Source organism: Polaromonas jejuensis NBRC 106434, from assembly GCF_001598235.1.
GTDB lineage: Bacteria > Pseudomonadota > Gammaproteobacteria > Burkholderiales > Burkholderiaceae_C > Polaromonas > Polaromonas jejuensis.
Map to the genome: position 1 here is coordinate 251,597 of NZ_BCYO01000001.1, position 24,453 is coordinate 276,049.

Here is a 24,453-nt window from a genome sequence, read left to right on the forward strand (position 1 = left end):
AATTGAAATAATCTATGAATAAAATCGCAATTATCGGTGCTTCGGGATACATTGGTAGGCACCTGGTGGCGGAGCTCGTGCGCGTTGGTGGCAGTCGCGTGCGGGTATTAACCAGGCAGAAGGCTGCAGGGTCTACGGGTTTTGAATGGCCAAGTGATGTGGAAGTAATTAACGGAGATATGCATGATGAGGCATCTCTGCTTAGATTTCTTGAGCCGAACTGCACTTTGATCAATCTTGCGTATCTCTGGAATGGTGGTGAATTGGCTAACTTGACCGTAATCAGGAATTTGCTTGAGGCGTGTAAGGTTATGCGTGTTAAGCGACTTATTCATTGCAGCACGGCTGCTGTGGTTGGTCGTGTTTCCGGGGGGCATATTACTGAAAACGTTGAGTGTCGACCGATAACCGAGTATGGAGTCACCAAGCTCAAAATTGAGCAGGCAATAATTCATGCCTCTGAAGGGGTCTTCGATGCAGCCATTCTTCGCCCTACTGGAGTCTTTGGTCCCGGCGGTGAGCCTTTGAAAAAGCTTTCCAACGATCTTGTTAATGGGGATCGTTTAAAGAACTACTTAAAGTCATGTCTTTTCGGTACGAGGAGAATGAATCTCGTTCACGTTGCCAATGTCGTTGCGGCAATTTTGTTCTTGATTCGACGTTCTGAGCGTATAGGTGGCGAGATTTTTATTGTTTCCGATGATGAAAAATCAAACAATAATTTTTTGTATATTGAGCAATTTCTAATGCGCTCACTAAATTGCACGAACTACCCTTTCCCGCAAATACTCTTACCATTGGATGTGTTGAGCCTGTTGCTTAGATTGCTGAGGCGAAACAACATTAATCCCCGCTGCAACTACAGCCAAGAGAAGTTAGAAAGCATTGGATTCAGGAGCCCGGTTGATTTTGATGACGGACTTTCCGAGTATGCGAAGTGGTATCGGGCGACTTATTTTGCAGCATCTGGTGAAATGGCAAAGTAATGCGTGTGTTAAATGTCAACTCCTCACTTGATTTCAAGGCCGGTGGAGGGACTGCTGAGCGTACTTTTCAGATGAGCCGATTTCTGGCCAGGGAAGGGGTGGAATGCACGGTTCTTACCATTGATACCGGACTCAACGATGCACGGGTGTTGGCACTCAAACCCGCAAAAGTGGTTGCTATACCGTTGCTCTGGAGGCGTTTCTACGTGCCCAGGATAAGCTGGAGAACTATCAAAACGCTGGTAGATGATGCTGATGTAATTCATCTGATGGGCCATTGGGGGGTGCTGAACGCGCTCACTTATTGGGCAATTCGTTGGGCCGGCAAGCCATACGTAGTTTGCCCAGCGGGTGCGCTCCCCATTTTTGGTCGCTCCAGCTTATTAAAGCGCTTCTACAACGCCCTCGTAGGTGCGGCCATCATTCGCAATGCGTCTGCCTGGATAGCCGTGACCGAGGCGGAAATGCAGCACTTTGAGGCATACGGCGTTCCATCCTCCCGGGTGACGGTTATTCCCAATGGGGTTTGCGCGGAAGACTTTCCCGAGACTGATTCCCTGGCTGGCCAGGCTCAATTGGGCGAGGGGCCGATTATTCTTTTTATGGGCCGCCTAAACCTGATCAAAGGGCCTGATTTGTTGCTTGACGCATTCATCAGGATTGCAGGACAACTTCCCAATTACCAACTGGTCTTTGCGGGACCCGATGGGGGCATGATGACGGAGCTCAAGGCCCTCGCCGAACGCCATGCGCTTAGTGACAGAGTCCATTTCCTCGGACATGTAGAAGGTGTGAAAAAGTCGGCAATTTACCACCGTGCAGTGCTATTGGTGGTTTCATCGCGGCAAGAGGCGATGTCGATCGTTGCGTTGGAAGCGGGGATTTGCGGAACGCCCGCGCTGTTGACAAACCAGTGTGGCTTTAGCGAGATCCGATCTATAGACCCGCGCTTGGAGGTGTCAGCCAGCGCTGAGGCCCTTGCGGCTGGCATGGTTAGCCTGCTGGCAGACTCAGCGGTGCTTGAATCCATCGCGCCAAAATGGAAACGCTTCGTCATGACAAAGTACGCGTGGGAGGTTGTAGTACCTCGTTATCTGATCCTCTATCGCGACTTGCTGGGCAGAAAGCTCCGGTCATGAGAGTGCTAGTTGTTTCTCAATACTTCTGGCCCGAATCGTTCCGCATCAACGAAGTGGTGGAGTCGCTGCGGTGCGTGGGTTGCCATATCACAGTGCTGACGGGCCAGCCCAATTATCCGCAGGGTGAGGTGTTTGGCGGCTATCGTGCTTTCGCTTTCAGAGCGGAGCAACACGACGCCGGCTACACCATCTACCGTGTGCCACTAGTACCGCGAGGCGGTGGCGGCGCATTGGCGTTGGTGGCCAATTATTTGTCGTTTGTGGTTAGTGCCAGTTTGATCGGACCTTGGCTGCTGCGCAAGCAACGTTTCGATGTGATTTTTGTTTATGCACCTTCGCCGATTATTCAGGCCATACCCGCTGCGTGTCTTGCATTTATTAAGCGTGCAAAGTTGGTAACTTGGGTGCAGGACCTTTGGCCTCAAAGCTTGGAAGCAACCGGTTTTGTGCGCAACCGGCGAGTGTTGGATATGGTGGCTGTGGTGGTGCGATGGATTTACCGGCGTTGTGATTTGCTGCTGGTGCAGTCGCAGGCTTTCATTCCCACGGTGCAAGCCATGGCCGGTAAAACCCCCGTGCAGTACCACCCTAACCCTGGGGAGCTAGCTTTCAGCCAGCCTCAGCCACCGGAGCCACCAGCTTTGATGCTAGACCTGAGGTTCAACGTGGTGTTTGCTGGTAATCTCGGCACTGTGCAGGCTTTGGGCACGGTGCTTGATGCGGCCGAGCTTTTGCGTCCCCATGCAGATGTGCGCGTGGTCCTGGTGGGGAGCGGTAGCCGTAGTGAATGGTTGTGCCAAGAGGTTGCCCGCCGGCGGCTTGATAATGTGCAACTTGCGGGGCGATTCCCCCCTCAGTTCATGCCGGGCATTCTTGCCCAGGCTTCAGCCCTATTAGTGAGTTTGACGCGCAGCCCCATCATGAACCAGACGATTCCCAGCAAGGTGCAGGCGTACTTGGCTGCAGGCAAGCCCATTATTGCGTCGCTGGATGGCGAGGGTGCCCGTGTGGTTGAAGAATCAGGCGCTGGCGTGTCTTGCCCCGCTGAGGACGCTGTAGCGCTGGCTCAGGCGGTGCTCATGCTCAAAGCTGCCCCACCAGATGAGTTGCGGCGTATGAGCGAGGCTGGTCCTATTTATTACCAGCAGCATTTCGATCCAACCGTGCTCGCTACAAGGCTTGTCCAACACTTTTCACATGTCATGGCAGGGTGAAAATAATAGAAAAGAAATGAACAAATGATCAGTAGAAACTTGATTGTATGACCACCAGCAACAAAATCAGAGTGCTAGTGTTAGGCGTATCCGGCATGCTGGGCAACGCTGTGTTGCGCGTTTTTGCGCAAGACGAGAGTTATTCCGTGGTGGGCTCGGCCCGCTCGGCCAGTGTGCTGCGCCTGCTGCCACCCGAGCTGCGCGAGCATGTGATTTGTGGAGTGGATGTAGAAAACACAGACAGCCTCATGCGGCTATTCGCGCTAGCCCGCCCCAACGTAGTGATTAACTGCATTGGTCTGATCAAGCAGCTCGCCGAGGCCGATGATCCTTTGGCCGCCATCCCCATCAATGCGCTGCTGCCTCACAGGCTGGCCCGGCTTTGTGATGTGGCGGGTGCCCGCCTGATTCATATGAGCACTGACTGCGTGTTTGCCGGTACCCGGGGGATGTACCGTGAGCAAGATGTGTCGGATGCGAAAGATTTGTACGGTCGGAGCAAATACTTGGGTGAGGTGGACTACCCGCACGCAGTCACGCTGCGCACCTCCATCATTGGCCATGAACTCAGTAGTTCACACGGCCTAATAGGCTGGTTTTTGGCGCAACAAGGGGTGGTAAAAGGCTACACACGCGCCATATTTTCAGGTCTGCCAACGGTAGAGCTGGCCCGTGTCATGCGCGATTTCGTGATACCCAATCCTGGGTTGCGGGGGCTCTACCATGTGTCTGCCGAGCCGATCAACAAGTTTGAGTTGTTGAAGCTGGTAGCCCAAGCCTATGGCAAGTCCATAGACATCACACCGGACGATAAGCTTGAGATTGACCGGTCACTGGACTCAAGCCGATTTCGCGAAATCACTGGTTACCAACCGGTGACCTGGCCAGAACTGGTGCGCCGTATGCACGATTTCGCTTGAGTCAACATATAGAGGGAAGTCGACGAGATGTTTAAAGACAAGGTACTGCTTATTACCGGAGGAACGGGCTCATTCGGCAATGCCGTACTCAACCGTTTCTTGCATTCGGATTTTTCAGAGATTCGCATTTTTAGCCGCGACGAGAAAAAGCAGGAAGATATGCGCATCGCTCTCAAGAGCGACAAGCTCAAGTTTTACATTGGTGATGTGCGAGAGTACGACAGCGTTCATGATGCGCTGCGCGGTGTGGATTTTGTGTTTCACGCTGCCGCACTCAAACAGGTGCCGTCATGCGAGTTTTATCCCATGGAGGCCGTGCGTACCAATGTGCTGGGTGCCGAAAACGTGATGCGCGCCGCCATCGCTCACGAGGTGAAGCGCTGCGTGGTGCTTAGTACCGACAAGGCGGTGTATCCGATCAACGCCATGGGGATCTCCAAGGCGATGATGGAAAAGCTGATGGTGGCCAAGTCGCGGCTGTGCGATCCCGGTAAAACGGTGCTGTCTGCTACACGCTATGGCAATGTGATGGCCTCGCGTGGGTCAGTGATTCCGCTTTTCCTGAGTCAATTGCAGGACGGCAAACCTCTGACGGTGACTGATCCCAACATGACACGCTTCCTGATGTCGCTTGAGGAGTCGGTGGACTTGGTTCTGTACGCTTTTGAGCACGCGCGCCCGGGTGACATCTTTGTGCAGAAGGCCCCAGCATCCACGGTGGGCGACTTGGCGCAGGCCATGAAGGAGTTATTGCGTAGCGCCGACGACATCAAGATTATCGGTACTCGCCACGGCGAAAAGTTGTACGAATCGCTGGTATCGCGCGAAGAAATGGCCCGCGCAGATGACCTGGGGGGGTACTACAGGATTCCCGCTGATTCGCGCGACCTCAACTACGACAAGTATTTTGTGGAGGGTGAAACGGAAATTTCCAAAATAGACGATTACACCTCACACAACACCCATCGCCTGGATGTCGAGCAGGTCAAGGAGGTGTTGATGAAGCTGGACATCATTCGCGAGGCTGTTCATGCGTAAACTCAAGGTCATGACGATTGTCGGGACGCGGCCAGAGATCATTCGCCTGTCCCGCGTCATTGATAAGCTAGACCGGCATTGCGAACATGTACTTGTGCACACCGGGCAAAATTACGACTACGAGCTCAATGGGGTGTTTTTCAGCGACCTGGGTATTCGTAAACCTGACGCGTTTCTGGAGGCTGCCGGCGTCTCGGCGGCGGAAACCATAGGCCAAGTCATTATTTCCGCGGACAAGGTGATGGAGCAGTACCAGCCCGAGGCCTTGCTTTTGCTGGGTGACACCAACAGCAGCCTTGCTGCTATTGCCGCAAAGCGCCGAAAAATCCCGATCTTTCATATGGAGGCCGGAAATCGATGTTTTGACTTTCGGGTGCCGGAAGAGATCAACCGGCGCATCGTAGACCACACATCGGACATCAACCTTACCTACAGCGAGATTGCCCGTGAGTATTTGCTGCGCGAGGGCTTGCCGCCAGACCAGGTGATCAAGACCGGAAGTCCAATGCGCGAAGTCATTGAGTACTACCGTTCGGGCATTGAACGCTCTGATGTGCTTGCTCGGTTGGATCTGTCCGAGCGGCATTATTTTGTGGTGAGCGCTCACCGCGAGGAAAACGTCGACTCTCCGCGCAATTTGCAGCGACTTTTTGAGGTATTGAATGCGCTGGCGCAGGAATATGGTGAACCCGTCATTGTTTCCACTCATCCACGCACGCGCAAGCGGATGGATGCTTTAGGGCTTAGTGCTCACCCTCTGGTGCAATTTCACAAACCCTTTGGCTTTCTGGATTACATCCGGCTCCAGACGGGCGCGCATGCAGTACTGTCAGACAGTGGCACGATTACCGAGGAGTCTTCAATTCTCAATTTCCCGGCGCTGAACCTGCGTGAAGTTCACGAGCGGCCAGAGGGCTTTGAAGAGGCTGCTGTGATGTTTGTCGGTCTGGATGTCAACAGGGTGCTCCAAGCGCTGGATTTGTTGGCAAGTCAGCCGCGCGGAGAAGATCGGTCACTGCGAATGGTGACTGACTATGAGCCAGCCAATGTTTCAGACAAGGTGTTGCGAATTATCTTGAGCTATACAGATTTTGTGAACAGGAAAGTCTGGCAAAAGGTGTGATGCCGCGCGATATATCTTTAAATGAGACAAATATGATTCTCGTGACTGGCGCCTCAGGCTTCGTCGGCGGTGCCGCAGTTGATCTTTTTGTCAAGCGTGGGCGCTTGGTTCGCGTAGCAACGCGGCGTGCGGGTGTGAGCACGGCAGCAAACGCCGCAATGGTGACGGTAGGCGATCTGTCGGCGCAAACTGATTGGTCAGCGGCCCTCGCGGGTGTTGAGGCGGTCGTTCACGCTGCAGCCCGGGTACATGTGATGCAAGACGTGGCCGTCGATCCGCTGGCAGAGTTCCGCCGCATCAACGTCCAAGGCACGCTGAACCTCGCCCGACAGGCGGCAGCAGCCGGTGTCCGGCGATTTGTCTTTATCAGTTCCATCAAGGTCAATGGGGAAGCCACGACGTTGGGGCTTCCTTTTTTTGCAGATGACATTCCCGCGCCCCTTGATCCCTACGGCGTTTCCAAAATGGAGGCTGAGCAAGGACTGCGCGAGATTGCTGCAGAAACGGGCATGGAGGTCGTGATCATTCGGCCTCCATTGGTGTACGGACCTGGTGTGAAGGCCAATTTTCAGGCCATGATGCGCTGGTTGGCCCGCGGTGTGCCTTTGCCTCTGGGCGCCATTAAGAACCGCCGTAGCCTGGTGGCGCTGGACAACCTGGTTGATTTGATCGTGACATGCGTTGATCACCAGGCAGCTGTGAATCAGACGTTTCTGGTGTCCGATGGCGAAGACTTGTCCACGACGCAATTGCTGCAGCGCATGGGGCAGGCCTTGGGTCGGCCGGCGCGTTTGGCTCCCGTTCCGCCTGCTTTGCTCAAGCTGGGTGCTGTGCTTGTGGGAAAGCCGGCCGTTGCGCAGCGCTTGTGCGGGTCTTTGCAGGTTGATATATCAAAAACCAGGCAGTTGCTGGGGTGGACGCCGCCCTTGTCTGTCGATGAAGGGTTAAAAAAAGCGGCGGAGGGATATTTGCGTGAAGCGTCTGTTTGATTTGATGCTCGCCTTGTGCGCGGCCGTGGTTTTGGCGCTTCCTGTTGCGATGGTTGTAGTGGCTGTCCGCCTGACATCACCGGGACCCGCCCTGTACTGGTCCGACCGGGTGGGGCGCAACAACAAGATTTTCAAAATGCCCAAGTTCCGCAGCATGCGGGTAGGCACGCCTGCCGTGGCTACGCATTTGCTGGCCAACCCCAAGGCGCACCTTACGCCGATTGGCAGCTTCCTGCGTAAGAGTAGTTTGGACGAGTTGCCGCAGCTCTGGAGCATTTTGCTTGGAGACATGAGCTTTGTAGGGCCGCGCCCGGCGCTGTTCAATCAACATGATTTGATAGCGCTACGTACTCGATATGGCGTGCATGAACTGCTGCCTGGGCTGACGGGTTGGGCGCAAATTAATGGGCGTGACGAGTTGCCCATTCCCGACAAGGTCCAGCTGGATGTTGAATACCTGCGACGCCAGTCGCTGTGGTTTGACATTCGTATCCTTTGGTTGACGTTTGTGAAGGTGATTCGGCGTGACGGAATTACCCATTGATGGACAGTGTGCAATGAAACGTTTGTTAATCGTGGGGGCCGGCGGGCATGGCCGTTCAGTCGCCGAGGCTGTATTGGCGGGTGGCGCCTTCCAGTTGGCGGGGTTTGCTGACGATGCGGCTCCCGCTCTGCAGCAGGTGTGGGAGTGGCCGGTTTTTGGCGCCACCGCTGATATCGCCAATTGCCGCCAGCATGCCGATGCGGCCATCGTGGCCATAGGCAACAACCGCTTGCGCGAGGAGCTGCATGGCCGGCTGACTGCGGCAGGCTTTGAGCTGGCGACTGTTATCCACCCCAAAGCCATCGTGTCGCCCCGGGCAGTGATTGGTGCCGGGAGTGCCATCATGGCAGGGGCCATTGTTGGCACCGAAGCTCAACTGGGCACAGGCGTCATCGTCAATTGCGGTGCGGTGGTTGACCACCATTGCCGGGTTGAAGACTTCGGCCATTTGGGCGTGAACGCCGGTATGGCGGGGGGCTCGGTGTTGGGCCGTGGCGCGTGGATGCAGGCGGGATCTGTTCTGGGTTATGGCGTCAAGATTGATGCCGGGCTTGTGCTGGAGGCCGGCCAGGCGGTCAGTGAAATAAGAAGTCGAAATGCCATTCAATAAATCAATAATCGATCCCTTGCTGGCACTGCCGCGTCCCGTCAAGCGCCTGGTGGTGGTCGCGCTCGATCTGGTACTGGCACTGGCTTCCGTGTGGTTTTCCTTCTATTTGCGGATTGACCAGACGGGATGGCCTCAGCATCAGCAGAAGTATGTTTACCTGCTGGCGCCCCTGCTGGCATTCCCTTTGTTTGTGCACTTGGGCTTGTACCGTGCGATCTTTCGTTACACCGGGCTGGCGGCCCTGGCTACTACAGCCAAGGCGGTAGGGGTCTATGCGGTGTTGTTCTTCCTCTCCCTGTTGTTGTTTCAGTGGGTGGGCGTGCCGCGCAGTGTAGGGTTGATTCAGCCCATCCTGTTTTTGCTGCTGGTAGGCACCAGTCGTGCGCTGGCCCGGTTTTGGCTGGCGGGTGGGGCCGGCAGGTCTAGCCACGCTGAGGGCCGTCTGCTCATATACGGTGCCGGGGAGGCGGGGGTGCAAACGGCCTCTGCTCTGGGCATGGCGCGCCAGTTTGTGTTGCGCGGCTTTATCGATGATGACAAGACCAAGGCGGGGCGAAGCATCAACGGTGTCGATATCATCGGCCCGGATGATGTGGCGGCTGCGGTAGAGCGCATGGGCGTGACCGACATTCTGCTGGCCATGCCGTCCCTGGACCGTGCGCGCCGCAATGCAATCATTGCCAGCTTGCGGGAGTTGCCGGTTCACGTTCGCACCTTGCCGGGCATGGTTGACCTGGCTTCCGGGCGGGTGACGGTTCAGGACTTTCAGGAGCTGGACGTCGAAGACCTTTTGGGCCGCGCGCCGGTGCCACCCGATTCCACCTTGCTGGCGCGCAACCTGGCTGGCAAGACGGTGCTGGTGACGGGCGCTGGCGGCAGTATCGGCGGCGAGTTGTGCCGCCAGATCATTCTGGAGAAGCCGCGCCAGCTGGTGCTGGTGGAACACAATGAATTTGGCCTCTACACCATCCATCGCGAACTGGAGGGCCTATGTGCCGAGCATGGGCTGCGGGTGAACGTGGTCCCGCTGCTTGCCAGCGTGGGAAACTTTGGGCGCCTGAAGGAAATTTGCCTGCTTTACCGGCCCGCCACCGTCTACCACGCGGCCGCTTACAAGCATGTGCCGCTGGTGGAGAGCAACCCCGCTGAGGGCGTGTTGAACAATGTCTTTGGCACCTTGAACATGGCCCGCGCGGCCATGGAAAGTGGCGCCGCGCATTTTGTGCTGGTGTCCACCGACAAGGCGGTTCGTCCCACCAATGTGATGGGGGCTACCAAGCGCATGGCGGAGCTGGTGTTGCAGGCCCTGGCGGCCAGCACGTCGGTACGCTTTCATTTGCCTGATGGCACGCAAAGCGCTGAATTCCGGAACAACACCGTGTTTGCCATGGTGCGTTTCGGCAATGTGCTGGGCAGCAGCGGCAGCGTGGTGCCCCTGTTTCGCAAGCAGTTGCGCGATGGCGGCCCGCTGACGGTGACGCATGAGGAGGTCACCCGCTATTTCATGACCATTCCCGAGGCGGCCCAGTTGGTGCTGCAGGCCGGTGCCATGGCCCGGGGCGGGGACGTGTTTGTGCTGGACATGGGCCAGCCCGTGAAAATCATCGACCTGGCGCGGCGCATGGCCCAGCTCTCGGGCTTCACCTTGCGCGATGAGCGCAATCCCGATGGCGATATAGAAATCAAAATCACCGGCTTGCGCCCCGGGGAAAAGCTCTACGAGGAATTACTCATTGGCGACAACCCTGAGGGCACCGCACACGAGCGCATCATGAAGGCGCGCGAAGACTTCGTGGTCTGGCCCGAGCTCGCCACCGTGCTGGTCGACATGCGGCAGGCCGCCATTCAGGACAACGAGACGGCCATCAAGCGTATCCTGATGCAACTGGTGCATGGCTACAACCCGCAGCCTGTTGAGCCCGCTGCGGCCTGTGTTCCCGTTGAAGGGTGATGCGCTGGCTGGCCTGGAGACCAGCGCCGTCCGCGGGATGGGCATAGGGGACGGTGCCCGGGCGCGTGTGGGCCCCGCCCGTGCAATGGGGCACAATTTGCAGATTCTCATTTTCTAATCCCTTGACACCATGACCCACCCATCCCCTGCCGACCCCGACCTCTCCCACGTCGGCCCGCGCGACAAAGCCGAAATCCTGGCCCAGGCGCTGCCCTACATCCGCAAGTTCCACGGCAAGACCCTGGTCATCAAATACGGCGGCAACGCCATGACCGACCCGGCGCTGCAGGCCGACTTTGCCGAAGACGTGGTGCTGCTGAAATTGGTGGGCATGAACCCGGTGGTGGTGCATGGCGGCGGCCCGCAGATCGAAACGGCGCTGAACCGGCTCGGCAAGAAGGGGCATTTCATACAGGGCATGCGCGTGACCGACGAGGAAACCATGGAAGTGGTGGAATGGGTGCTGGCCGGCCAGGTGCAGCAGGACATTGTGGGCCTGATCAACCAGGCTGGCGGCAAGGCGGTGGGCCTGACGGGGCGCGACGGCGGCCTGATCCGGGCGCAAAAGCTCAAGATGCTGGACAAGAGTGATTCGACCAAGGAGCACGACATCGGCTTTGTCGGCGATATCGTCAGCATAGACCCCAGCGTGGTCAAGGCGCTGCAGGACGATGCCTTCATTCCCGTGATCAGCCCGATTGGCTTTGGCGAGGAAAACGAAAGCTACAACATCAATGCCGACGTGGTGGCGGGCAAGCTGGCCACCGTGCTCAAGGCGGAAAAACTGGTGCTGCTGACCAATACCCCCGGTGTGCTCAACAAGGCCGGTGAGTTGCTGACCGACCTGACGGCGCGCGAGATTGATGAGCTGTTTGCCGACGGCACGATTTCGGGCGGCATGCTGCCCAAGATTGAAGGCGCGCTGGACGCCGCCAAAAGCGGCGTGAATGCTGTGCACATCATCGACGGCCGCGTGCCGCATGCCATGCTGCTGGAGATTTTGACCGACCAGGCCTACGGGACCATGATTCGCTCGCATTGAGCCGAATGTTCAAGCGAAATAGGCTGCTAACCCAAGATTGACGGGCGCAGCCAGCTATCAGATGCATAGCGTCTGATTTGTCGGATGCCTCTGTGAAATCTGGTGCGCCGGGCTGGCGAGCTTGCCGATCTTGAACATCGGCCCGCCTGCGCCGAGACGATGTTGTGGCCGCGCCTGAGCCTGTCATTCAGCGCGCCTGCGGTGGCCCGGCAGCGTCGAACTGGCGCAAACCTAAGGTGCTCCGGGCCCGCAATTGCGGCTGTGCGAGAATCATTTGCAACGATCCCCGGTTTTTTGAAACATTCTTTTTATCGCCTATGTCCGACTTAGTGTCTGCACCCGAACTGAGCCCGTCTGCCACGCCCGCTTCTGCCGAGCCTGCCGCGCGCAAACGTCCGAAGCCGGGTGAGCGCCGGGTCCAGATTCTGCAGGCGCTGGCCGCCATGCTGGAGCAGCCAGGCGCTGAACGCATCACGACGTCGGCGCTGGCCGCCAAACTGGAGGTGAGCGAAGCCGCGCTTTACCGCCATTTCGCCAGCAAGGCGCAGATGTTTGAAGGGCTGATCGAGTTCATCGAGCAAAGCGTCTTCACGCTGGTCAACCAGATCGGCGAGCGCGAGCCGGATCACGCGGTACGCACCCGCAAGCTGGTGGTCATGGTGCTGCAATTCGCCGAAAAAAATCCGGGCATGACGCGCGTGATGGTGGGCGATGCGCTGGTATTTGAAAACGACCGGCTGCAGGAGCGCATGAACCAGTTCTTCGACAAGCTGGAGTCCAGCCTGAAACAAAGCCTGCGCGACGCCGCTGCCGCCAGCGGCGCGGCCACCCCCACGGTGGATGCCCAGGTCCGCGCTTCCGTGATCGTGGCCTTTATGGTGGGCCGTCTGCAGCGCTTTGCCCGTTCGGGCTTCAAGCGCCTGCCCTCCGAACATCTGGACGCCAGCCTGGCGACGATTCTGGGCTGAAATTTCAAGAGGCGAATTCAGCTATCAAAACCGTAGCTGATTGCGCCCGTTCTTGTTGGGCTTCAAGCCTTTTCTTTAAAAACTCTGGGCGCTTTCGGTCGACTTCATTTAAAGCGTGGCGCCCACCTTGCCTGCGGCATCGACAATTTCCTGCCAGGTGTGAAGGTCGATCTCCACGCCGTCACGTTCACGCTGCAGGCGCGCAATGCGCTCGGGGTCGCCGGCAATCTGCACGCCTTCATGGCCAGCGGCCGGCGGACTTTGCTGCAGCCATTCCACGAAGGCCAGCGCTTCGGCTTCAAACGCGACTTGCGTGCCGAGCTTGCCCGGATCGATCAGGATGGTGAGCATGCTGTTGGTCACCGCGCGCCGGCTGTCCGCGGGGCGGTGCCAGGTGCCGCCGCCCGTGAGGGCGCCACCCAGCAACTCGCAGGCCACGGCCAGGCCGTAACCCTTGTGCTCGCCAAACGGCATCAGCGCGCCAAAAAATCCGTTGGCCTGCGGCACGACCACCACGCCCGGGTTGGTGGTGGGCTGGCCCTGCTCGTCAATCAGCAGGCCGGGCTGCACGGTCTTGCCCTGGTTGTGCGCCACGCGCATCTTGCCCTGGGCGACGCGGCTGGTGGCAAAGTCCAGCACGAAGGGCGGCCGGTTTTTCAAGGGGATGCCTATGCAGCAGGGGTTGGTGCCGTAGCGCCCGTCGGTGCCGCCCCAGGGGGCCACCACGGGGCGTGACATGACATTGACGAAATGCAGGGACACCAGCCCTTGCGCCACCGCCATCTCGGCAAAGTGGCCGATGCGCCCCAGATGGTGTGAGTCGGCCAGCGCCATGATGCAGCTGCCGTGCGCCCTGGCGCGGGCCATGCCGAGTTCCATGGCCTGCTCTCCGATGACCTGCCCATAGCCGCGCTGGCCATTCAGGCTGAGCAGTGTGCCGATGTCGAGCATGGTCTCCACGCTGGCATTGGGTGTCAGGCCGCCTTCCAGCACGGCATCCACATAGCGCGGCAGCATGCCGACGCCGTGCGAGTCATGGCCGCTCAGGTTGGCCATGACCAGGTTGGCCGCGACTTTTTCGGCTTCCTCTTTCGAGCTGCCGGCTGCTATTAAAACGGTAGCTACCTGGGCGCGTAATTGATGGGCGGAGATGATGTGGCTCATGATGGTGCTGGAGGTGTTATGGGGTTCTATCCCCTCTCCCCTAGGAGAGGGTTAGGGTGAGGGCTCACGGCGCGCAGAGCCCTCACCCCCGCCCTCTCCCAAGGGGAGAGGGAGTGAAGAAAAGGACTACATCACCGCGCCGACCTGCCAGGGCACGAACTCGTTTTGCCCATAGCCATGCTTTTCGCTCTTGCTTTGCTCGCCGGAGGCGGTGGCCAGCACCATGTCAAAAATCCGCTGGCCCATCTCCTGAACGGAGACGCCGCCGTCGATGATCTCGCCGCAGTTGATGTCCATGTCCTCTTCCTGGCGCTGCCACAGGGCTGAATTGGTGGCCAGCTTGAGCGAAGGCGAGGGCGCGCAGCCGTAGGCCGAACCGCGCCCAGTCGTGAAGCAGATCATGTTGGCGCCGCCGGCCACCTGGCCTGTCGCGCTGACGGGGTCGTAGCCGGGCGTGTCCATGTAGACAAAGCCGTGGGCGCTCACCGGTTCGGCGTACTCATACACCGCCTCCAGATTGGTGGTGCCGCCCTTGGCCACCGCGCCCAGCGATTTTTCAAGAATGGTGGTGAGGCCGCCGGCCTTGTTGCCCGGCGAGGGGTTGTTGTTCATCTCGCCCTCGTTGATCTCGGTGTAGTGCTCCCACCACTTGATGCGGGCAATCAGTTTTTCAGCCACCTCGGGCCGCACGGCGCGGCGCGTGAGCAGGTGCTCGGCCCCGTAAATTTCCGGCGTTTCGCTGAGGATGGCGGTGCCGCCATGGGCCACCAGCAAATCCACCGCCGCGCCCAGCGCCGGGTTGGCGCTGATGCCCGAGTAGCCGTCCGAGCCGCCGCATTGCAGGCCGATGGTGATGTGCGAAGCGCTGCAGGGTTCGCGCTTCACCGCATTCGCCTGCGGCAGCATGTCCTTGATCATCGCAATGCCCTTGGCGACCGTCCTGGCCGTGCCGCCGGTGTCCTGGATGCTGAAGACGCGCAAGGTTTCGCCTTCGCGCAGGCTGCCGTGGGCCAGCCAGGCGTTGATCTGGTTGGACTCGCAGCCCAGCCCCACGACCAGCACGCCGGCGAAGTTGGGGTGGGTGGCATAGCCGGTCAGCGTGCGCTGCAAGATCTGCAGCCCCAGGCCGTCACTGTCCATGCCGCAACCCGTGCCGTGCGTGAGCGCGACCACGCCGTCCACGTTGGGGAAATCCTTTAGCGCGGCTGGATTGTTTTGCCGTGAAAAATGATCGGCAATGGCGCGCGCCGCCGTGGCCGAGCAATTGACGCTGGACAAAATGCCGATGTAGTTGCGCGTGGCCACCCGGCCATCGGGCCGCTTGATGCCCATGAAGCTCGCTTCGCGCCGGGCCGGCACAGGCTTTACGTCCGCGCCAAAGGCGTAGTCGCGCGCAAAGTCACCCTTGTCGGGACCCATGTCGAGGTTGTGGGTGTGCACATGCTCGCCGGCGGCGATGGGCTTGCTGGCAAAGCCGATGATCTGGTTGTAGCGCCGCACCGGGTCGCCGGCCGCCAGTGCTCGCGTGGCGATCTTGTGGCCCGCTGGAATCAGTCCTTTGATGGTGATGTTTTCGATCTGTGTGCCGCCCACCAGCTGGGCTCTGGCAATCAGGACATCGTCGTTGGGGTGGAGTCGGATGAAGGGTGTCATGGTTCTGCGGTGGTTTGGCGGGCTTTGGCCCGGCGCCAGCTGGCGCTGAACCGGGCGTGGGATTTGTCCATGTGCGCGTGCATGGCGGCCCTTGCGGCGGCCTTGTCGTGTGCGCGAATGGCTTCAAAAATGGCTTCATGTTCGGCAATGGCCGCGCGCCAGGACTGCACGGTTTCGAAATAACCGCCCAGCCGCGTGAACAGCGGGCCGCGGCGGGCATCCCAGAAACGCTCCACGGTCTCGATCAGCACCGCATTCCCGCAGGCCTCGACAATGGCCGAGTGGAATGCGCGGTCGCCGTCAAGCGGCAGCACGCCGTCGTCGGTGGCTTCTTTCATGGCCGCCAGGGCGCTGCCGATGGCCTCAATGTCCTTGCGGGTGGCGTGAGCGGCGGCCAGGGAAGCGACTTCGCCTTCGATCACGCGGCGCGCGCGTATCAGTTCCAGCGGTCCCCATTCGGCAGGCGCAAGCTGCTCGGCCTGGGGCGGGTCGTCCCGGCGGCTGCGGTCCAGCACATAAACGCCGGAACCCGTGCGGACCTCGACCCAGCCCTCGACCTCAAGGGCAATCAGCGCCTCGCGCACCGAGGGGCGGCTCACGCCGAGTTGCTTGGCCAGATCGCGCTCGGCCGGCAGACGGGCGCCCGCGACGAACTCGCCGGCCGTGATCAGCGCGCGCAATTGCCCGGCAATCTGGCGGTAAAGGCGTTGGGGTTCGACGGTCTGCAGCGGCATGGCAGCGAAGGTGCGGGATTAAGGGTTAGCCAGAATTGGACAGGTGGTAAGACCAATTCATAATCCCATAAATCGCAGGCAACAACATCCGGCAAAACCCTGAAGTCACTTCAGGGGCATGCCACAACCATGGAGATGCAATGAGACTCAAAGGAAAAACCGCCCTCGTCACCGCCGCCGGCCAGGGCATTGGCCACGCTGCCGCGCTGGCACTCGCCGCGGAGGGGGCCCAGGTCTGGGCCACCGACGTGAACGCGACACTGCTAGAGACCTACAAAGGCGTCGCCAACGTGAAGGCGCTGCCGCTGGATGTGCTCGACAAGGCCGCCATCCAGAAGGTTGTGGCCAGCATGCCGCAGATCGACGTGCTGTTCAATTGCGCGGGCGTGGTGCACAACGGCACGGTGCTGGACGCCACGGACGACGAGCTTGAATTTGCCTTCAACCTCAATGTGCGCGCGCAGTTCTGGGCCATCCAGGCGGCGCTGCCCAGGATGCTGACCAACAACGGCGGCAAGGGCGGCGGCAGCATCATCAACATGGCCAGCGTGTGCAGCAGCATCAAGGGGCTGCCCAACCGCTTTGTCTACGGCACCACCAAGGCTGCCGTGATCGGTCTGACCAAGGGCGTTGCCGCCGATTTTGTGGGGCACGGCATCCGCTGCAATGCCATTGCGCCGGGCACGGTGGATACGCCTTCGCTGCACGACCGCATCAATGCCAATGCGGATCCGGTGGCCGCGCGCAAGGCTTTCGTGGCGCGCCAGCCCATGGGGCGCCTGGCGCAAGCGCATGAAATCGTGCCGGTGGTGGTGTTCCTGGCCAGCGACGAGGCGGTGTTTGTGACCGGCCAGACCTACGCCGTCGATGGCGGCATGACCATATGAACCAGCTCGACCTGGCGGGCCGCCACGCGGTCATCACCGGTGGCGCTGTCGGGCTGGGCTTTGCCATTGCCCAGCGCATGCTGGCCTCGGGCGCCACGGTCACCTTGTGGGACATCAACCCGCAGGCCCTGGCCGCTGCGAGGGACGAACTCGGCGCGGGCGTGCGCACCGTCCAGGTGGATGTGAGCCGTCATGCGAGCGTGGTCGAGGCGGTCCGGCAGACTATTGCCGAGCATCCGGTCATTGACGTGCTGGTGAACTCGGCCGGCATCACCGGCCCCAACGTCAAGCTGTGGGACTACCCGCCCGAGCAGTGGATGCAGGTGCAGCAGGTCAACCTGAACGGCCTGTTTTTTTGCTGCCGCGAAGTGCTGCCGCACATGCGCGCGCGCAACTATGGCCGCATCGTCAACATCGCCTCGGTGGCCGGCAAGGACGGCAACCCCAATGCCAGCGCCTACAGCGCCAGCAAGGCCGGCGTGATCGCGCTCACCAAATCGCTGGGCAAGGAGCTCGCCGATACCGGCGTGCGCGTCAACTGCGTGACGCCGGCCGCCGTGAAGACGCCGATTTTCGACCAGATGACGCCCGAGCACATCCAGTTCATGCTGTCGAAAATCCCGTTGGGGCGCTTTGGCACCCCCGGTGAAGTGGCCGCCATGGTGGCCTGGCTGTGCACCGAAGACTGCTCGTTCTCCACCGGCGCCGTGTTCGACCTGTCGGGCGGGCGATCCACTTACTGATGGGGACATTTATAAATCCGATTCCCGGGCGCCTTGCCCTGCATCCCGATAATCAAATTTCTAGAAGCCCTATCTCTTTATCTGTTCTTGTGTCAATAAAAAAGGAGATACCATGAAACTCGTTCGTTATGGCAACCCGGGCAAGGAAAAGCCCGGACTGATTGATGCCGATGGCAAGCTGCGTGACCTGAGCGCCGTGCTCAAGGACATCGGCCCCGACCAGCTAGGCGATGCCGCGCTGGCCAAGCTGCGCAAACTCAAAACCGACAAGCTGCCGCTGGTCAAAGGCTCTCCGCGCATGGGCAGCCCGGTCAGCGGTGTGGGCAAGTTCATTGCCATCGGCCTGAACTACGCCGACCATGCGGCCGAGTCGGGCCTGCCGATCCCGAAGGAGCCGATTGTGTTCATGAAGGCCACCACCTGCATTCAGGGGCCCAACGATCCGGTGATGCTGCCCAAGGGTTCGGTCAAGACTGACTGGGAAGTCGAGCTGGGCGTGGTGATCGGTACGCGGGCACGCTATGTGTCGCAAAAAGAAGCCCTCAACCATGTGGCGGGCTACTGCACCATCAACGACGTGAGTGAGCGTGAATACCAGATCGAGCGCGGCGGCACCTGGGACAAGGGCAAGGGCTGCGATACCTTCGGCCCTATCGGCCCCTGGCTGGTCACGCGCGACGAGGTGCCCAACCCGCAAAAGCTGGGCATGTGGCTGGAAGTCAATGGCCAGCGCATGCAAACGGGCAGCACCAAGACCATGATCTTCAGCGTGGCCAAGATCATCAGCTATGTCAGCCAGTTCATGACGCTGGAGCCCGGCGATGTGATCACCACCGGCACGCCCCCCGGCGTGGGCATGGGCATGAAGCCGCCGGTATTCCTGAAAAAAGGCGACCAGATAGCCCTGGGCATTGAAGGCCTGGGCGAGCAGCGGCAGTTGGTGGTCCCTTTCAAGCTCTGACCGGGCGCGTGGCCGGGCCGGCCTTGCGCCCGGCATGAAAACTCAGGGTTTACCCGCAGTGCGGCTAGACCTTGTTCTCTATTTGACGGGTGCCAACAACCCCTCGGGGCAGTCTGTCATCAAAGTGCTGCAAAATAGAACGATCGTTCGTTTTATTTCATTCAGCACATGCCTATCACTGAACACCCTGTCAAAGCGGCCAGCGGCACGCCACTTGTGGTGGCCGCGCCCAAAAGCCAGCAAAAAGGCCAGCAGACCAAGGCTGCCATTGTGGATGCGGCCTTGGGCCTGGCCACGCAGATCGGCCTGGAGGGCCTGAGCATAGGCGCGCTGGCCGAGGTCATGCGCATGAGCAAGTCCGGCGTGTTTGCGCACTTTGGTTCACGCGAAGAGCTGCAGATTTCCGTGATCCGCGAATACCACGCCAGGTTCGAGGAAGAGGTGTTCTTTCCGGCCTTGCAACAGGCGCGGGGCTTGCCGCGTCTGAGCGCCCTGTTTCACAACTGGATGAACCGCACCTCGGTCGAAATTGATTCGGGCTGCCTTTACATCAGCGGCGCCGTCGAGTTCGACGACCGGCCCGGGCCGGTGCGCGATGCACTGGCCGGTTCGGTGCGGACCTGGCTGGCCGCCATGTACCGCGCGGTGGTGCAGGCCAAGGAGGCCGGCCATTTGCGTGACGACGCTGATGAGCGCCAGATGGCCTTCGAGATTCATGGCCTCATTCTGGCGCTGCATTACGAAGCGCGTTTTTTGAAAACCCCCGGTTCCATAGACCGGGCCAACACCGGCTTTGCCAACATCCTGGCGCGCTACGGCAACGACGCCGCGCTGGCACAGGCAGAGCCTTCCTCTTCCGTTTCGCCGAAGAAAGCTTCGGCCAAGCCCTCTTCATCCAAACCGGTTTAAAGCTAAAGGACCCACCATGCCCCAGTACAGCCCACCCCTGCGCGACATGCAATTCGTCATGCACGAAGTGCTCAAGGTCACCGACGAATTCAAGGCCATCCCGAAACATGCGGACGTCGATGCCGAGACCATCAATGCGGTGCTTGAAGAGGCCGGAAAGTTCGCCTCGGAAGTGACCTTCCCGCTGAATATCAGTGGCGACGAAGAGGGCTGCAAGCTCGACAAGACGACCCACGAGGTCACGCCACCCAAGGGCTTCAAGGAGGCTTACGCCCAGTACATCGAAGGCGGCTGGGCCGCGCTGAGCTGCGACCCCGAATACGGCGGCCAGGGCCTGCCCTTTGTGGTCAACCAGTGCCTCTTCGAAATGCTGAACTCGGCCAACCAGGCCTGGACCATGTACCCCGGCCTGTCGCACGGCGCCTACGAGGCCCTGCATGCGCACGGCACCGACGAGCAGAAAAAACTCTACCTGCCCAAGCTGACCAGCGGCGAATGGACCGGCACCATGTGCCTGACCGAGCCGCACTGCGGCACCGACCTCGGCCTCTTGCGTACCAAGGCTGAGCCGCAAGCCGACGGCACGTACAGGCTGACCGGCAACAAGATTTTCATCAGCGCCGGCGAACACAACATGACCAGCAACATCGTGCATCTGGTGCTGGCGCGCCTGCCCGACGCGCCCCAGGGCAGCAAAGGCATCAGCCTGTTCGCCGTGCCCAAATTCAACGTCAACCCCGACGGCTCGCTGGGATCGCGCAACGGCATTTACTGCGGCGGCCTGGAGCACAAGATGGGCATCCATGGCAACGCCACCGCGCAGATGGTGCTCGAGGGCGCCGTGGGTACCATGGTGGGTGCGCCCAACAAGGGCCTGGCCGCGATGTTCGTGATGATGAACGCGGCGCGCCTGGGCGTCGGCAACCAGTCGCTGGGCTTGACCGAAGTGGCCTACCAGAACGCGCTGGCCTATGCCAAGGACCGCATCCAGATGCGTTCGCTGTCGGGCGTGAAGGCCAAGGACAAGCCGGCCGACCCCATCATCGTGCACCCCGACGTGCGCAAGATGCTGCTGACCGCCAAGGCCTATGCCGAAGGTGGCCGCGCGCTGGCCATCTACTGCACGCTGCTGCTGGACAAGGAGCAGCACCACTCCGACGAAAAAGTGCGCAAGGACTCGGGCGAAATCGTTGCCCTGCTCACGCCCATCGTCAAGGCCTTCCTGACCGACAACGGCCACATCGCGACCAACGCCTGCATGCAGGTCTTCGGCGGCCACGGCTTCATCAAGGAATGGGGCATGGAGCAGTTTGTGCGCGACAACCGCATCAACATGATTTACGAAGGCACCAACACCATCCAGTCGCTGGACCTGCTGGGCCGCAAGATCCTGGGCAACAACGGCGCCACGCTGAAGAAATTCGGCAAGCTGGTCGCCGCGCTGATTCTAGAGGAAGGCGTCAACGAGAAGATGGCCGAGTTCATCAACCCGCTGGCCTACCTGGCCGACCAGATGACCAAGTTCACCACAGAGATCGGCTTCAAGGGTTTCCAGAATCCTGATGAAGTGGGCGCCGCTGCGGTGGACTACCTGCGCGTGGCCGGCCACCTGGTGTTCGGCTACTTCTGGGCCCGCATGGCGCAAACCGCGCTGCGCGAGATTGCCGCCGGCAACACCGACAAGTTCTATGTCGCCAAGCTGCAGACCGCACGCTTTTACTTTGCCAAGCTGTTCCCGGAAACCGCGATGCTGATGCGCACCGCGCGTGCCGGTTCGAAATCGCTGATGGAAACCGACGAGGCGTTGGCTTGAAACCATGCGGGGTCAGCCCCCACCCCTGCCCTCCTCCAGTGGGGGAGGGAGCCCCTCATCTCCGCCTTATCCCCTCGCCCTCCGGGAGAGGGTTGGAGTGAGGGCTCTCAGATAAAGGAATACACCATGCAAAAATTCACAGTTAAAAAAGTCGCCGTCCTCGGTGCCGGTGTGATGGGGGCGCAAATCGCCGCCCATTTGGTCAATGTCAAAGTGCCCGTGGTGCTTTTTGACCTGCCCGCGAAAGAGGGCCCGAAGAACGGCATCGTCATCAAGGCGATTGAAGGCCTGAAAAAACTCAAGCCCGCACCTTTGGGCGTGCCGGAAGACGCGGCGCTGATCCAGCAGGCCAACTACGAAGAGCACATGGACGTGCTCAAAGAGTGCGACCTGATCATCGAGGCGATTGCCGAGCGCATGGACTGGAAGACCGACCTGTACCACAAGATCGCGCCCTTTGTGGCCGACGGCGCCATCGTGGCCAGCAACACCTCGGGCCTGTCCATCACCCAACTCAGCGAGGCGCTGCCCGAAGCCATCAAGCCGCGTTTTTGCGGCATCCACTTTTTCAACCCGCCGCGCTACATGACGCTGGTTGAGCTGATCAACACGCCGACCACCGAGCCCAAGGTGCTGGACGACCTGGAAGCGTTTGTCACCAGCGCACTCGGCAAGGGCGTGATCCGCGCGCATGACACGCCCAACTTCATCGCCAACCGCGTCGGCATCGCCGGCATGCTGGCCACCATGAAGGAGGCCGAAGCCTTTGGCCTGACGTATGACGTGGTCGATGACCTGACCGGCAAGAAGCTGGGCCGCGCCAGCTCCGGTACTTTCCGCACGGCCGATGTGGTCGGGCTGGACACCATGGCGCATGTGATCAGGACGCTGCAGGACAATCTGGGCCCCGTGGGCAGCGGAAAAGTGGAAGACCCGTTCTCGGACATCTACGGCACACCGCCGGTGCTGGCCAGGCTGCTTGAAGCCAAGAGCCTGGGCCAGAAAACCGGCGCCGGGTTCTACAAAAAAGAGGGGCGCGACATTTTGCGCCTGGACCCGGAGAGCATGGAGTACGTCGCTGGCGGTGCCAAGGCCAACGAGGTGGTAGGCCGCATGCTGAAAAAGCCGGCCGGCGAACGCCTGAAACTGCTGCGTGAAGCCGAAGGTGCTGAAGCCCGCTTCCTGTGGGCGATCTTGCGCGACCAGTTCCACTATGCCGCCGTGCACCTCGAAAGCATTGCCGAGACCGCGCGCGACATCGACTTCGCTATGCGCTGGGGCTTTGGCGCGAAGCAGGGCCCGTTCGAGCTGTGGCAAGAGGCGGGCTGGCTGCAGGTCGCCAACTGGATCAAGGAAGACATTGAGGCTGGCAAGGCGCTCAGCAAAGCGCCGCTGCCTGACTGGGTCTTCAATGGCCCGGTGGCCGACGCCGGTGGTGTGCACACGGCTGAAGGTTCGTGGAGCGCCTCGGCCAAGAAGTTCATTCCACGCCGCAAGCTGCCGGTGTATGAACGCCAGTTCTTTCCCGAGAACGTGCTGGGTTCCAAGGCACCTGCCTTTGAAACGGCCGGCACCACGTTGCACGAAGACGATGCCATTCGCTTGTGGACGCTGGACGGTGACCAGAACGACGTGCTGATCGCCAGCATCAAGACCAAGATGCACGCCATCAGTCCCGACGTGGCCGAAGGCCTCGCCTTGGGCGTGGACTTGGCCGAGAAGAGCTACAAGGGCCTGGTGATCTGGTCCAACGACGAGATGTTCTCGGCCGGCGCCGACCTGCAGGCCATGCTGCCCGCCTTCATGATGGGCGGCGCCAAGGCGATTGAGGGGGCCGAGGCCGAACTGCAAAACGTCATGCTCAAGCTGCGTTACGCCGCCGTGCCGGTGGTGTCGGCGATTCGCGGCATTGCACTTGGCGGCGGCTGCGAAATGGCGGTGTATTCCGCCAAACGGGTGGCCGCCATGGAAGGCTACATCGGCCTGGTGGAGGTCGGTGTGGGCCTGGTGCCCGGCGCGGGCGGCCTGGCCTACATCGCGCGCCGTGCTGCCGAGAACGCCGCCACGTCGACCAACAAGGACGTGCTGCCTTTCCTGACGGAAGGATTTACAGCCGCCGCCATGGCCAAGGTCGGCACAAGCGCCCTTGAAAGCCGCAAGCTCGGCTACCTGCTGGACAGCGACGTGATCGTGCCGAACAAGGACGAGCTGCTGTTCGTGGCGCTCAATGAAGCGCGTGCCCTGTTCAACTCCGGCTACCGGGCGCCGCACAGGCGGCAATTTCCGGTGGCGGGGCGCAATGGCCTGGCCACCATCAAGGGCCAGCTGGTCAACATGCGCGACGGCGGCTTTATCAGCGCGCACGACTTTCACATCGCCAGCCTGATCGCGGGCGTGGTCTGCGGCGGCGACGTGGATGCCGGAACGCTGGTGACCGAAGAGTATGTGATGACGCTGGAACGCAAGGCCTTCTGCTCGCTGCTCGAACACCCCAAGACGCAGGAACGCATCATGGGCATGATGAGCACCGGTAAGCCGGTGAGGAATTGATGACTGATTTGACGAAGACGCCCCCCAATCGCCTGGAGCGCCAGCTGGATCGGCTCTCCGAAGTGCCGGCCTTTGCGCGCAACTGGTTTCGCAGTGTGATCCTGCGCCGCGCCGTGCCCTTTACCGGGACGGCCGGTCTGGACTTTCTGCAGATGAGCCGCGGCAGCGTCGAGATCGGCATCAAGAACGAGAAGAAGGTGCAAAACCACATCGGCGGCATTCATGCCTCGGCCATGAACCTGCTGGCGGAAACCGCCACCGGCATGGTGGTGGGCATGAATGTGCGCGACGACTGCATTCCGCTGGCCAAGGAGCTGAAGATGGCGTTCAAGAAACGCGCCACCGGCTCATTGCGGGCCGTGGCCACCTTGAATGCCGAGCAGCGCGCGGCCATGCAGGCCAGCGACAAGGGTGAAGTCAAGGTGCAGGTCACGGTGACCGACGAGGCCGGTGTGAACCCGGTCGAGTGCGAATTTGTATGGGCCTGGATTCCCTCCGGTCCACGGAAGTAGCAG

At 60.2% G+C, this 24,453-nt stretch carries 22 protein-coding genes; 19 read left to right on the forward strand and 3 right to left on the reverse strand.

Features of this window, described 5'->3' with window-relative positions; genetic code table 11:
* Positions 1-14 precede the first annotated feature (14 nt).
* The 12 genes from PJE01S_RS01125 to slmA all read left to right on the forward strand — a co-directional run bounded on the left by PJE01S_RS01125 (position 15) and on the right by slmA (position 12,524).
* Positions 15-986: an NAD-dependent epimerase/dehydratase family protein gene (locus PJE01S_RS01125; RefSeq protein WP_068831294.1), complete on the forward strand. Its 972-nt coding sequence runs from the start codon at positions 15-17 to the stop codon at positions 984-986.
* The gene (locus PJE01S_RS01130; RefSeq protein WP_068831295.1) at positions 986-2,125 is read left to right on the forward strand and encodes a glycosyltransferase; all 1,140 of its coding nucleotides are present in this window, start codon (positions 986-988) and stop codon (positions 2,123-2,125) included. Before PJE01S_RS01125 ends, PJE01S_RS01130 begins: the two co-directional genes overlap by 1 nt.
* Positions 2,122-3,339 (forward strand): glycosyltransferase family 4 protein, encoded by a 1,218-nt coding sequence (locus tag PJE01S_RS01135; protein ID WP_068831296.1) that lies wholly within the window; start codon positions 2,122-2,124, stop codon positions 3,337-3,339. The genes PJE01S_RS01130 and PJE01S_RS01135 overlap by 4 nt, the downstream gene beginning before the upstream one ends.
* A gap of 47 nt (positions 3,340-3,386) precedes the next feature.
* Positions 3,387-4,259, forward strand: a complete 873-nt coding sequence (locus PJE01S_RS01140; protein WP_245660520.1) for a dTDP-4-dehydrorhamnose reductase family protein — start codon at positions 3,387-3,389, stop codon at positions 4,257-4,259.
* A gap of 27 nt (positions 4,260-4,286) precedes the next feature.
* Positions 4,287-5,297 carry a polysaccharide biosynthesis protein gene (locus tag PJE01S_RS01145; RefSeq protein ID WP_068831297.1) on the forward strand — a complete coding sequence of 337 codons (1,011 nt, stop codon included), beginning with the start codon at positions 4,287-4,289 and terminating at the stop codon, positions 5,295-5,297.
* On the forward strand, positions 5,290-6,420 hold the full coding sequence (wecB, locus tag PJE01S_RS01150) for a non-hydrolyzing UDP-N-acetylglucosamine 2-epimerase (RefSeq protein WP_068831298.1): 1,131 nt from the start codon (positions 5,290-5,292) through the stop codon (positions 6,418-6,420). Before PJE01S_RS01145 ends, wecB begins: the two co-directional genes overlap by 8 nt.
* Positions 6,421-6,452: 32 nt before the next feature.
* Complete coding sequence (locus tag PJE01S_RS01155) at positions 6,453-7,409, forward strand: UDP-glucose 4-epimerase family protein (protein ID WP_068831299.1); 957 nt, start codon at positions 6,453-6,455, stop codon at positions 7,407-7,409.
* Positions 7,393-7,953: a sugar transferase gene (locus PJE01S_RS01160; protein WP_068831300.1), complete on the forward strand. Its 561-nt coding sequence runs from the start codon at positions 7,393-7,395 to the stop codon at positions 7,951-7,953. The genes PJE01S_RS01155 and PJE01S_RS01160 overlap by 17 nt, the downstream gene beginning before the upstream one ends.
* A gap of 13 nt (positions 7,954-7,966) precedes the next feature.
* Positions 7,967-8,563 carry a NeuD/PglB/VioB family sugar acetyltransferase gene (locus tag PJE01S_RS01165; protein ID WP_068831301.1) on the forward strand — a complete coding sequence of 199 codons (597 nt, stop codon included), beginning with the start codon at positions 7,967-7,969 and terminating at the stop codon, positions 8,561-8,563.
* Positions 8,550-10,514 carry a polysaccharide biosynthesis protein gene (locus PJE01S_RS01170; protein ID WP_084389288.1) on the forward strand — a complete coding sequence of 655 codons (1,965 nt, stop codon included), beginning with the start codon at positions 8,550-8,552 and terminating at the stop codon, positions 10,512-10,514. The genes PJE01S_RS01165 and PJE01S_RS01170 overlap by 14 nt, the downstream gene beginning before the upstream one ends.
* A gap of 130 nt (positions 10,515-10,644) precedes the next feature.
* Positions 10,645-11,556 carry an acetylglutamate kinase gene (gene argB, locus PJE01S_RS01175; RefSeq protein WP_068831302.1) on the forward strand — a complete coding sequence of 304 codons (912 nt, stop codon included), beginning with the start codon at positions 10,645-10,647 and terminating at the stop codon, positions 11,554-11,556.
* 317 nt (positions 11,557-11,873) lie between these two features.
* The gene (slmA, locus tag PJE01S_RS01180) at positions 11,874-12,524 is read left to right on the forward strand and encodes a nucleoid occlusion factor SlmA (RefSeq protein WP_084389289.1); all 651 of its coding nucleotides are present in this window, start codon (positions 11,874-11,876) and stop codon (positions 12,522-12,524) included.
* 108 nt (positions 12,525-12,632) lie between these two features.
* Here the strand turns inward: slmA and PJE01S_RS01185 are convergent, their stop codons facing one another.
* The 3 genes from PJE01S_RS01185 to PJE01S_RS01195 form a co-directional block, all read right to left on the reverse strand.
* Positions 12,633-13,688 (reverse strand): malate/lactate/ureidoglycolate dehydrogenase, encoded by a 1,056-nt coding sequence (locus tag PJE01S_RS01185; protein WP_068831303.1) that lies wholly within the window; start codon positions 13,686-13,688, stop codon positions 12,633-12,635.
* 126 nt (positions 13,689-13,814) lie between these two features.
* The gene (locus PJE01S_RS01190; protein WP_068831304.1) at positions 13,815-15,341 is read right to left on the reverse strand and encodes a UxaA family hydrolase; all 1,527 of its coding nucleotides are present in this window, start codon (positions 15,339-15,341) and stop codon (positions 13,815-13,817) included.
* Positions 15,338-16,075: a FadR/GntR family transcriptional regulator gene (locus tag PJE01S_RS01195; RefSeq protein WP_068831305.1), complete on the reverse strand. Its 738-nt coding sequence runs from the start codon at positions 16,073-16,075 to the stop codon at positions 15,338-15,340. The genes PJE01S_RS01190 and PJE01S_RS01195 overlap by 4 nt, the downstream gene beginning before the upstream one ends.
* A 140-nt stretch (positions 16,076-16,215) precedes the next feature.
* Here PJE01S_RS01195 and PJE01S_RS01200 point away from each other — a divergent pair, with 140 nt between their 5' ends.
* The 7 genes from PJE01S_RS01200 (at position 16,216) to PJE01S_RS01230 (ending at position 24,450) form a co-directional block, all read left to right on the forward strand.
* Positions 16,216-16,962, forward strand: a complete 747-nt coding sequence (locus PJE01S_RS01200; RefSeq protein ID WP_068831306.1) for an SDR family oxidoreductase — start codon at positions 16,216-16,218, stop codon at positions 16,960-16,962.
* On the forward strand, positions 16,959-17,705 hold the full coding sequence (locus tag PJE01S_RS01205) for an SDR family NAD(P)-dependent oxidoreductase (protein ID WP_068831307.1): 747 nt from the start codon (positions 16,959-16,961) through the stop codon (positions 17,703-17,705). The genes PJE01S_RS01200 and PJE01S_RS01205 overlap by 4 nt, the downstream gene beginning before the upstream one ends.
* 112 nt (positions 17,706-17,817) lie before the next feature.
* Entirely contained in the window at positions 17,818-18,666 is an 849-nt protein-coding gene (locus tag PJE01S_RS01210; RefSeq protein WP_068831308.1) for a fumarylacetoacetate hydrolase family protein, read from the forward strand.
* A 168-nt stretch (positions 18,667-18,834) separates the two neighbouring features.
* Entirely contained in the window at positions 18,835-19,575 is a 741-nt protein-coding gene (locus PJE01S_RS01215; RefSeq protein ID WP_068831309.1) for a TetR/AcrR family transcriptional regulator, read from the forward strand.
* A gap of 16 nt (positions 19,576-19,591) precedes the next feature.
* Complete coding sequence (locus tag PJE01S_RS01220) at positions 19,592-21,388, forward strand: acyl-CoA dehydrogenase C-terminal domain-containing protein (RefSeq protein WP_068831310.1); 1,797 nt, start codon at positions 19,592-19,594, stop codon at positions 21,386-21,388.
* 126 nt (positions 21,389-21,514) lie between these two features.
* Positions 21,515-23,938: a 3-hydroxyacyl-CoA dehydrogenase/enoyl-CoA hydratase family protein gene (locus PJE01S_RS01225; protein ID WP_068831311.1), complete on the forward strand. Its 2,424-nt coding sequence runs from the start codon at positions 21,515-21,517 to the stop codon at positions 23,936-23,938.
* On the forward strand, positions 23,938-24,450 hold the full coding sequence (locus PJE01S_RS01230) for a DUF4442 domain-containing protein (RefSeq protein WP_068831312.1): 513 nt from the start codon (positions 23,938-23,940) through the stop codon (positions 24,448-24,450). Before PJE01S_RS01225 ends, PJE01S_RS01230 begins: the two co-directional genes overlap by 1 nt.
* Positions 24,451-24,453 lie beyond the last annotated feature (3 nt).

Coding starts and splice junctions, on each gene's coding strand:
- PJE01S_RS01125 (WP_068831294.1), top strand. CDS start 15: ATGAATAAAATCGCAATTATCGGTGCTTCGGGATACATTGGTAGGCAC.
- PJE01S_RS01130 (WP_068831295.1), top strand. CDS start 986: ATGCGTGTGTTAAATGTCAACTCCTCACTTGATTTCAAGGCCGGTGGA.
- PJE01S_RS01135 (WP_068831296.1), top strand. CDS start 2,122: ATGAGAGTGCTAGTTGTTTCTCAATACTTCTGGCCCGAATCGTTCCGC.
- PJE01S_RS01140 (WP_245660520.1), top strand. CDS start 3,387: ATGACCACCAGCAACAAAATCAGAGTGCTAGTGTTAGGCGTATCCGGC.
- PJE01S_RS01145 (WP_068831297.1), top strand. CDS start 4,287: ATGTTTAAAGACAAGGTACTGCTTATTACCGGAGGAACGGGCTCATTC.
- wecB (WP_068831298.1), top strand. CDS start 5,290: ATGCGTAAACTCAAGGTCATGACGATTGTCGGGACGCGGCCAGAGATC.
- PJE01S_RS01155 (WP_068831299.1), top strand. CDS start 6,453: ATGATTCTCGTGACTGGCGCCTCAGGCTTCGTCGGCGGTGCCGCAGTT.
- PJE01S_RS01165 (WP_068831301.1), top strand. CDS start 7,967: ATGAAACGTTTGTTAATCGTGGGGGCCGGCGGGCATGGCCGTTCAGTC.
- PJE01S_RS01170 (WP_084389288.1), top strand. CDS start 8,550: ATGCCATTCAATAAATCAATAATCGATCCCTTGCTGGCACTGCCGCGT.
- argB (WP_068831302.1), top strand. CDS start 10,645: ATGACCCACCCATCCCCTGCCGACCCCGACCTCTCCCACGTCGGCCCG.
- slmA (WP_084389289.1), top strand. CDS start 11,874: ATGTCCGACTTAGTGTCTGCACCCGAACTGAGCCCGTCTGCCACGCCC.
- PJE01S_RS01185 (WP_068831303.1), bottom strand. CDS start 13,688: ATGAGCCACATCATCTCCGCCCATCAATTACGCGCCCAGGTAGCTACC.
- PJE01S_RS01190 (WP_068831304.1), bottom strand. CDS start 15,341: ATGACACCCTTCATCCGACTCCACCCCAACGACGATGTCCTGATTGCC.
- PJE01S_RS01195 (WP_068831305.1), bottom strand. CDS start 16,075: ATGCCGCTGCAGACCGTCGAACCCCAACGCCTTTACCGCCAGATTGCC.
- PJE01S_RS01200 (WP_068831306.1), top strand. CDS start 16,216: ATGAGACTCAAAGGAAAAACCGCCCTCGTCACCGCCGCCGGCCAGGGC.
- PJE01S_RS01205 (WP_068831307.1), top strand. CDS start 16,959: ATGAACCAGCTCGACCTGGCGGGCCGCCACGCGGTCATCACCGGTGGC.
- PJE01S_RS01210 (WP_068831308.1), top strand. CDS start 17,818: ATGAAACTCGTTCGTTATGGCAACCCGGGCAAGGAAAAGCCCGGACTG.
- PJE01S_RS01215 (WP_068831309.1), top strand. CDS start 18,835: ATGCCTATCACTGAACACCCTGTCAAAGCGGCCAGCGGCACGCCACTT.
- PJE01S_RS01220 (WP_068831310.1), top strand. CDS start 19,592: ATGCCCCAGTACAGCCCACCCCTGCGCGACATGCAATTCGTCATGCAC.
- PJE01S_RS01225 (WP_068831311.1), top strand. CDS start 21,515: ATGCAAAAATTCACAGTTAAAAAAGTCGCCGTCCTCGGTGCCGGTGTG.
- PJE01S_RS01230 (WP_068831312.1), top strand. CDS start 23,938: ATGACTGATTTGACGAAGACGCCCCCCAATCGCCTGGAGCGCCAGCTG.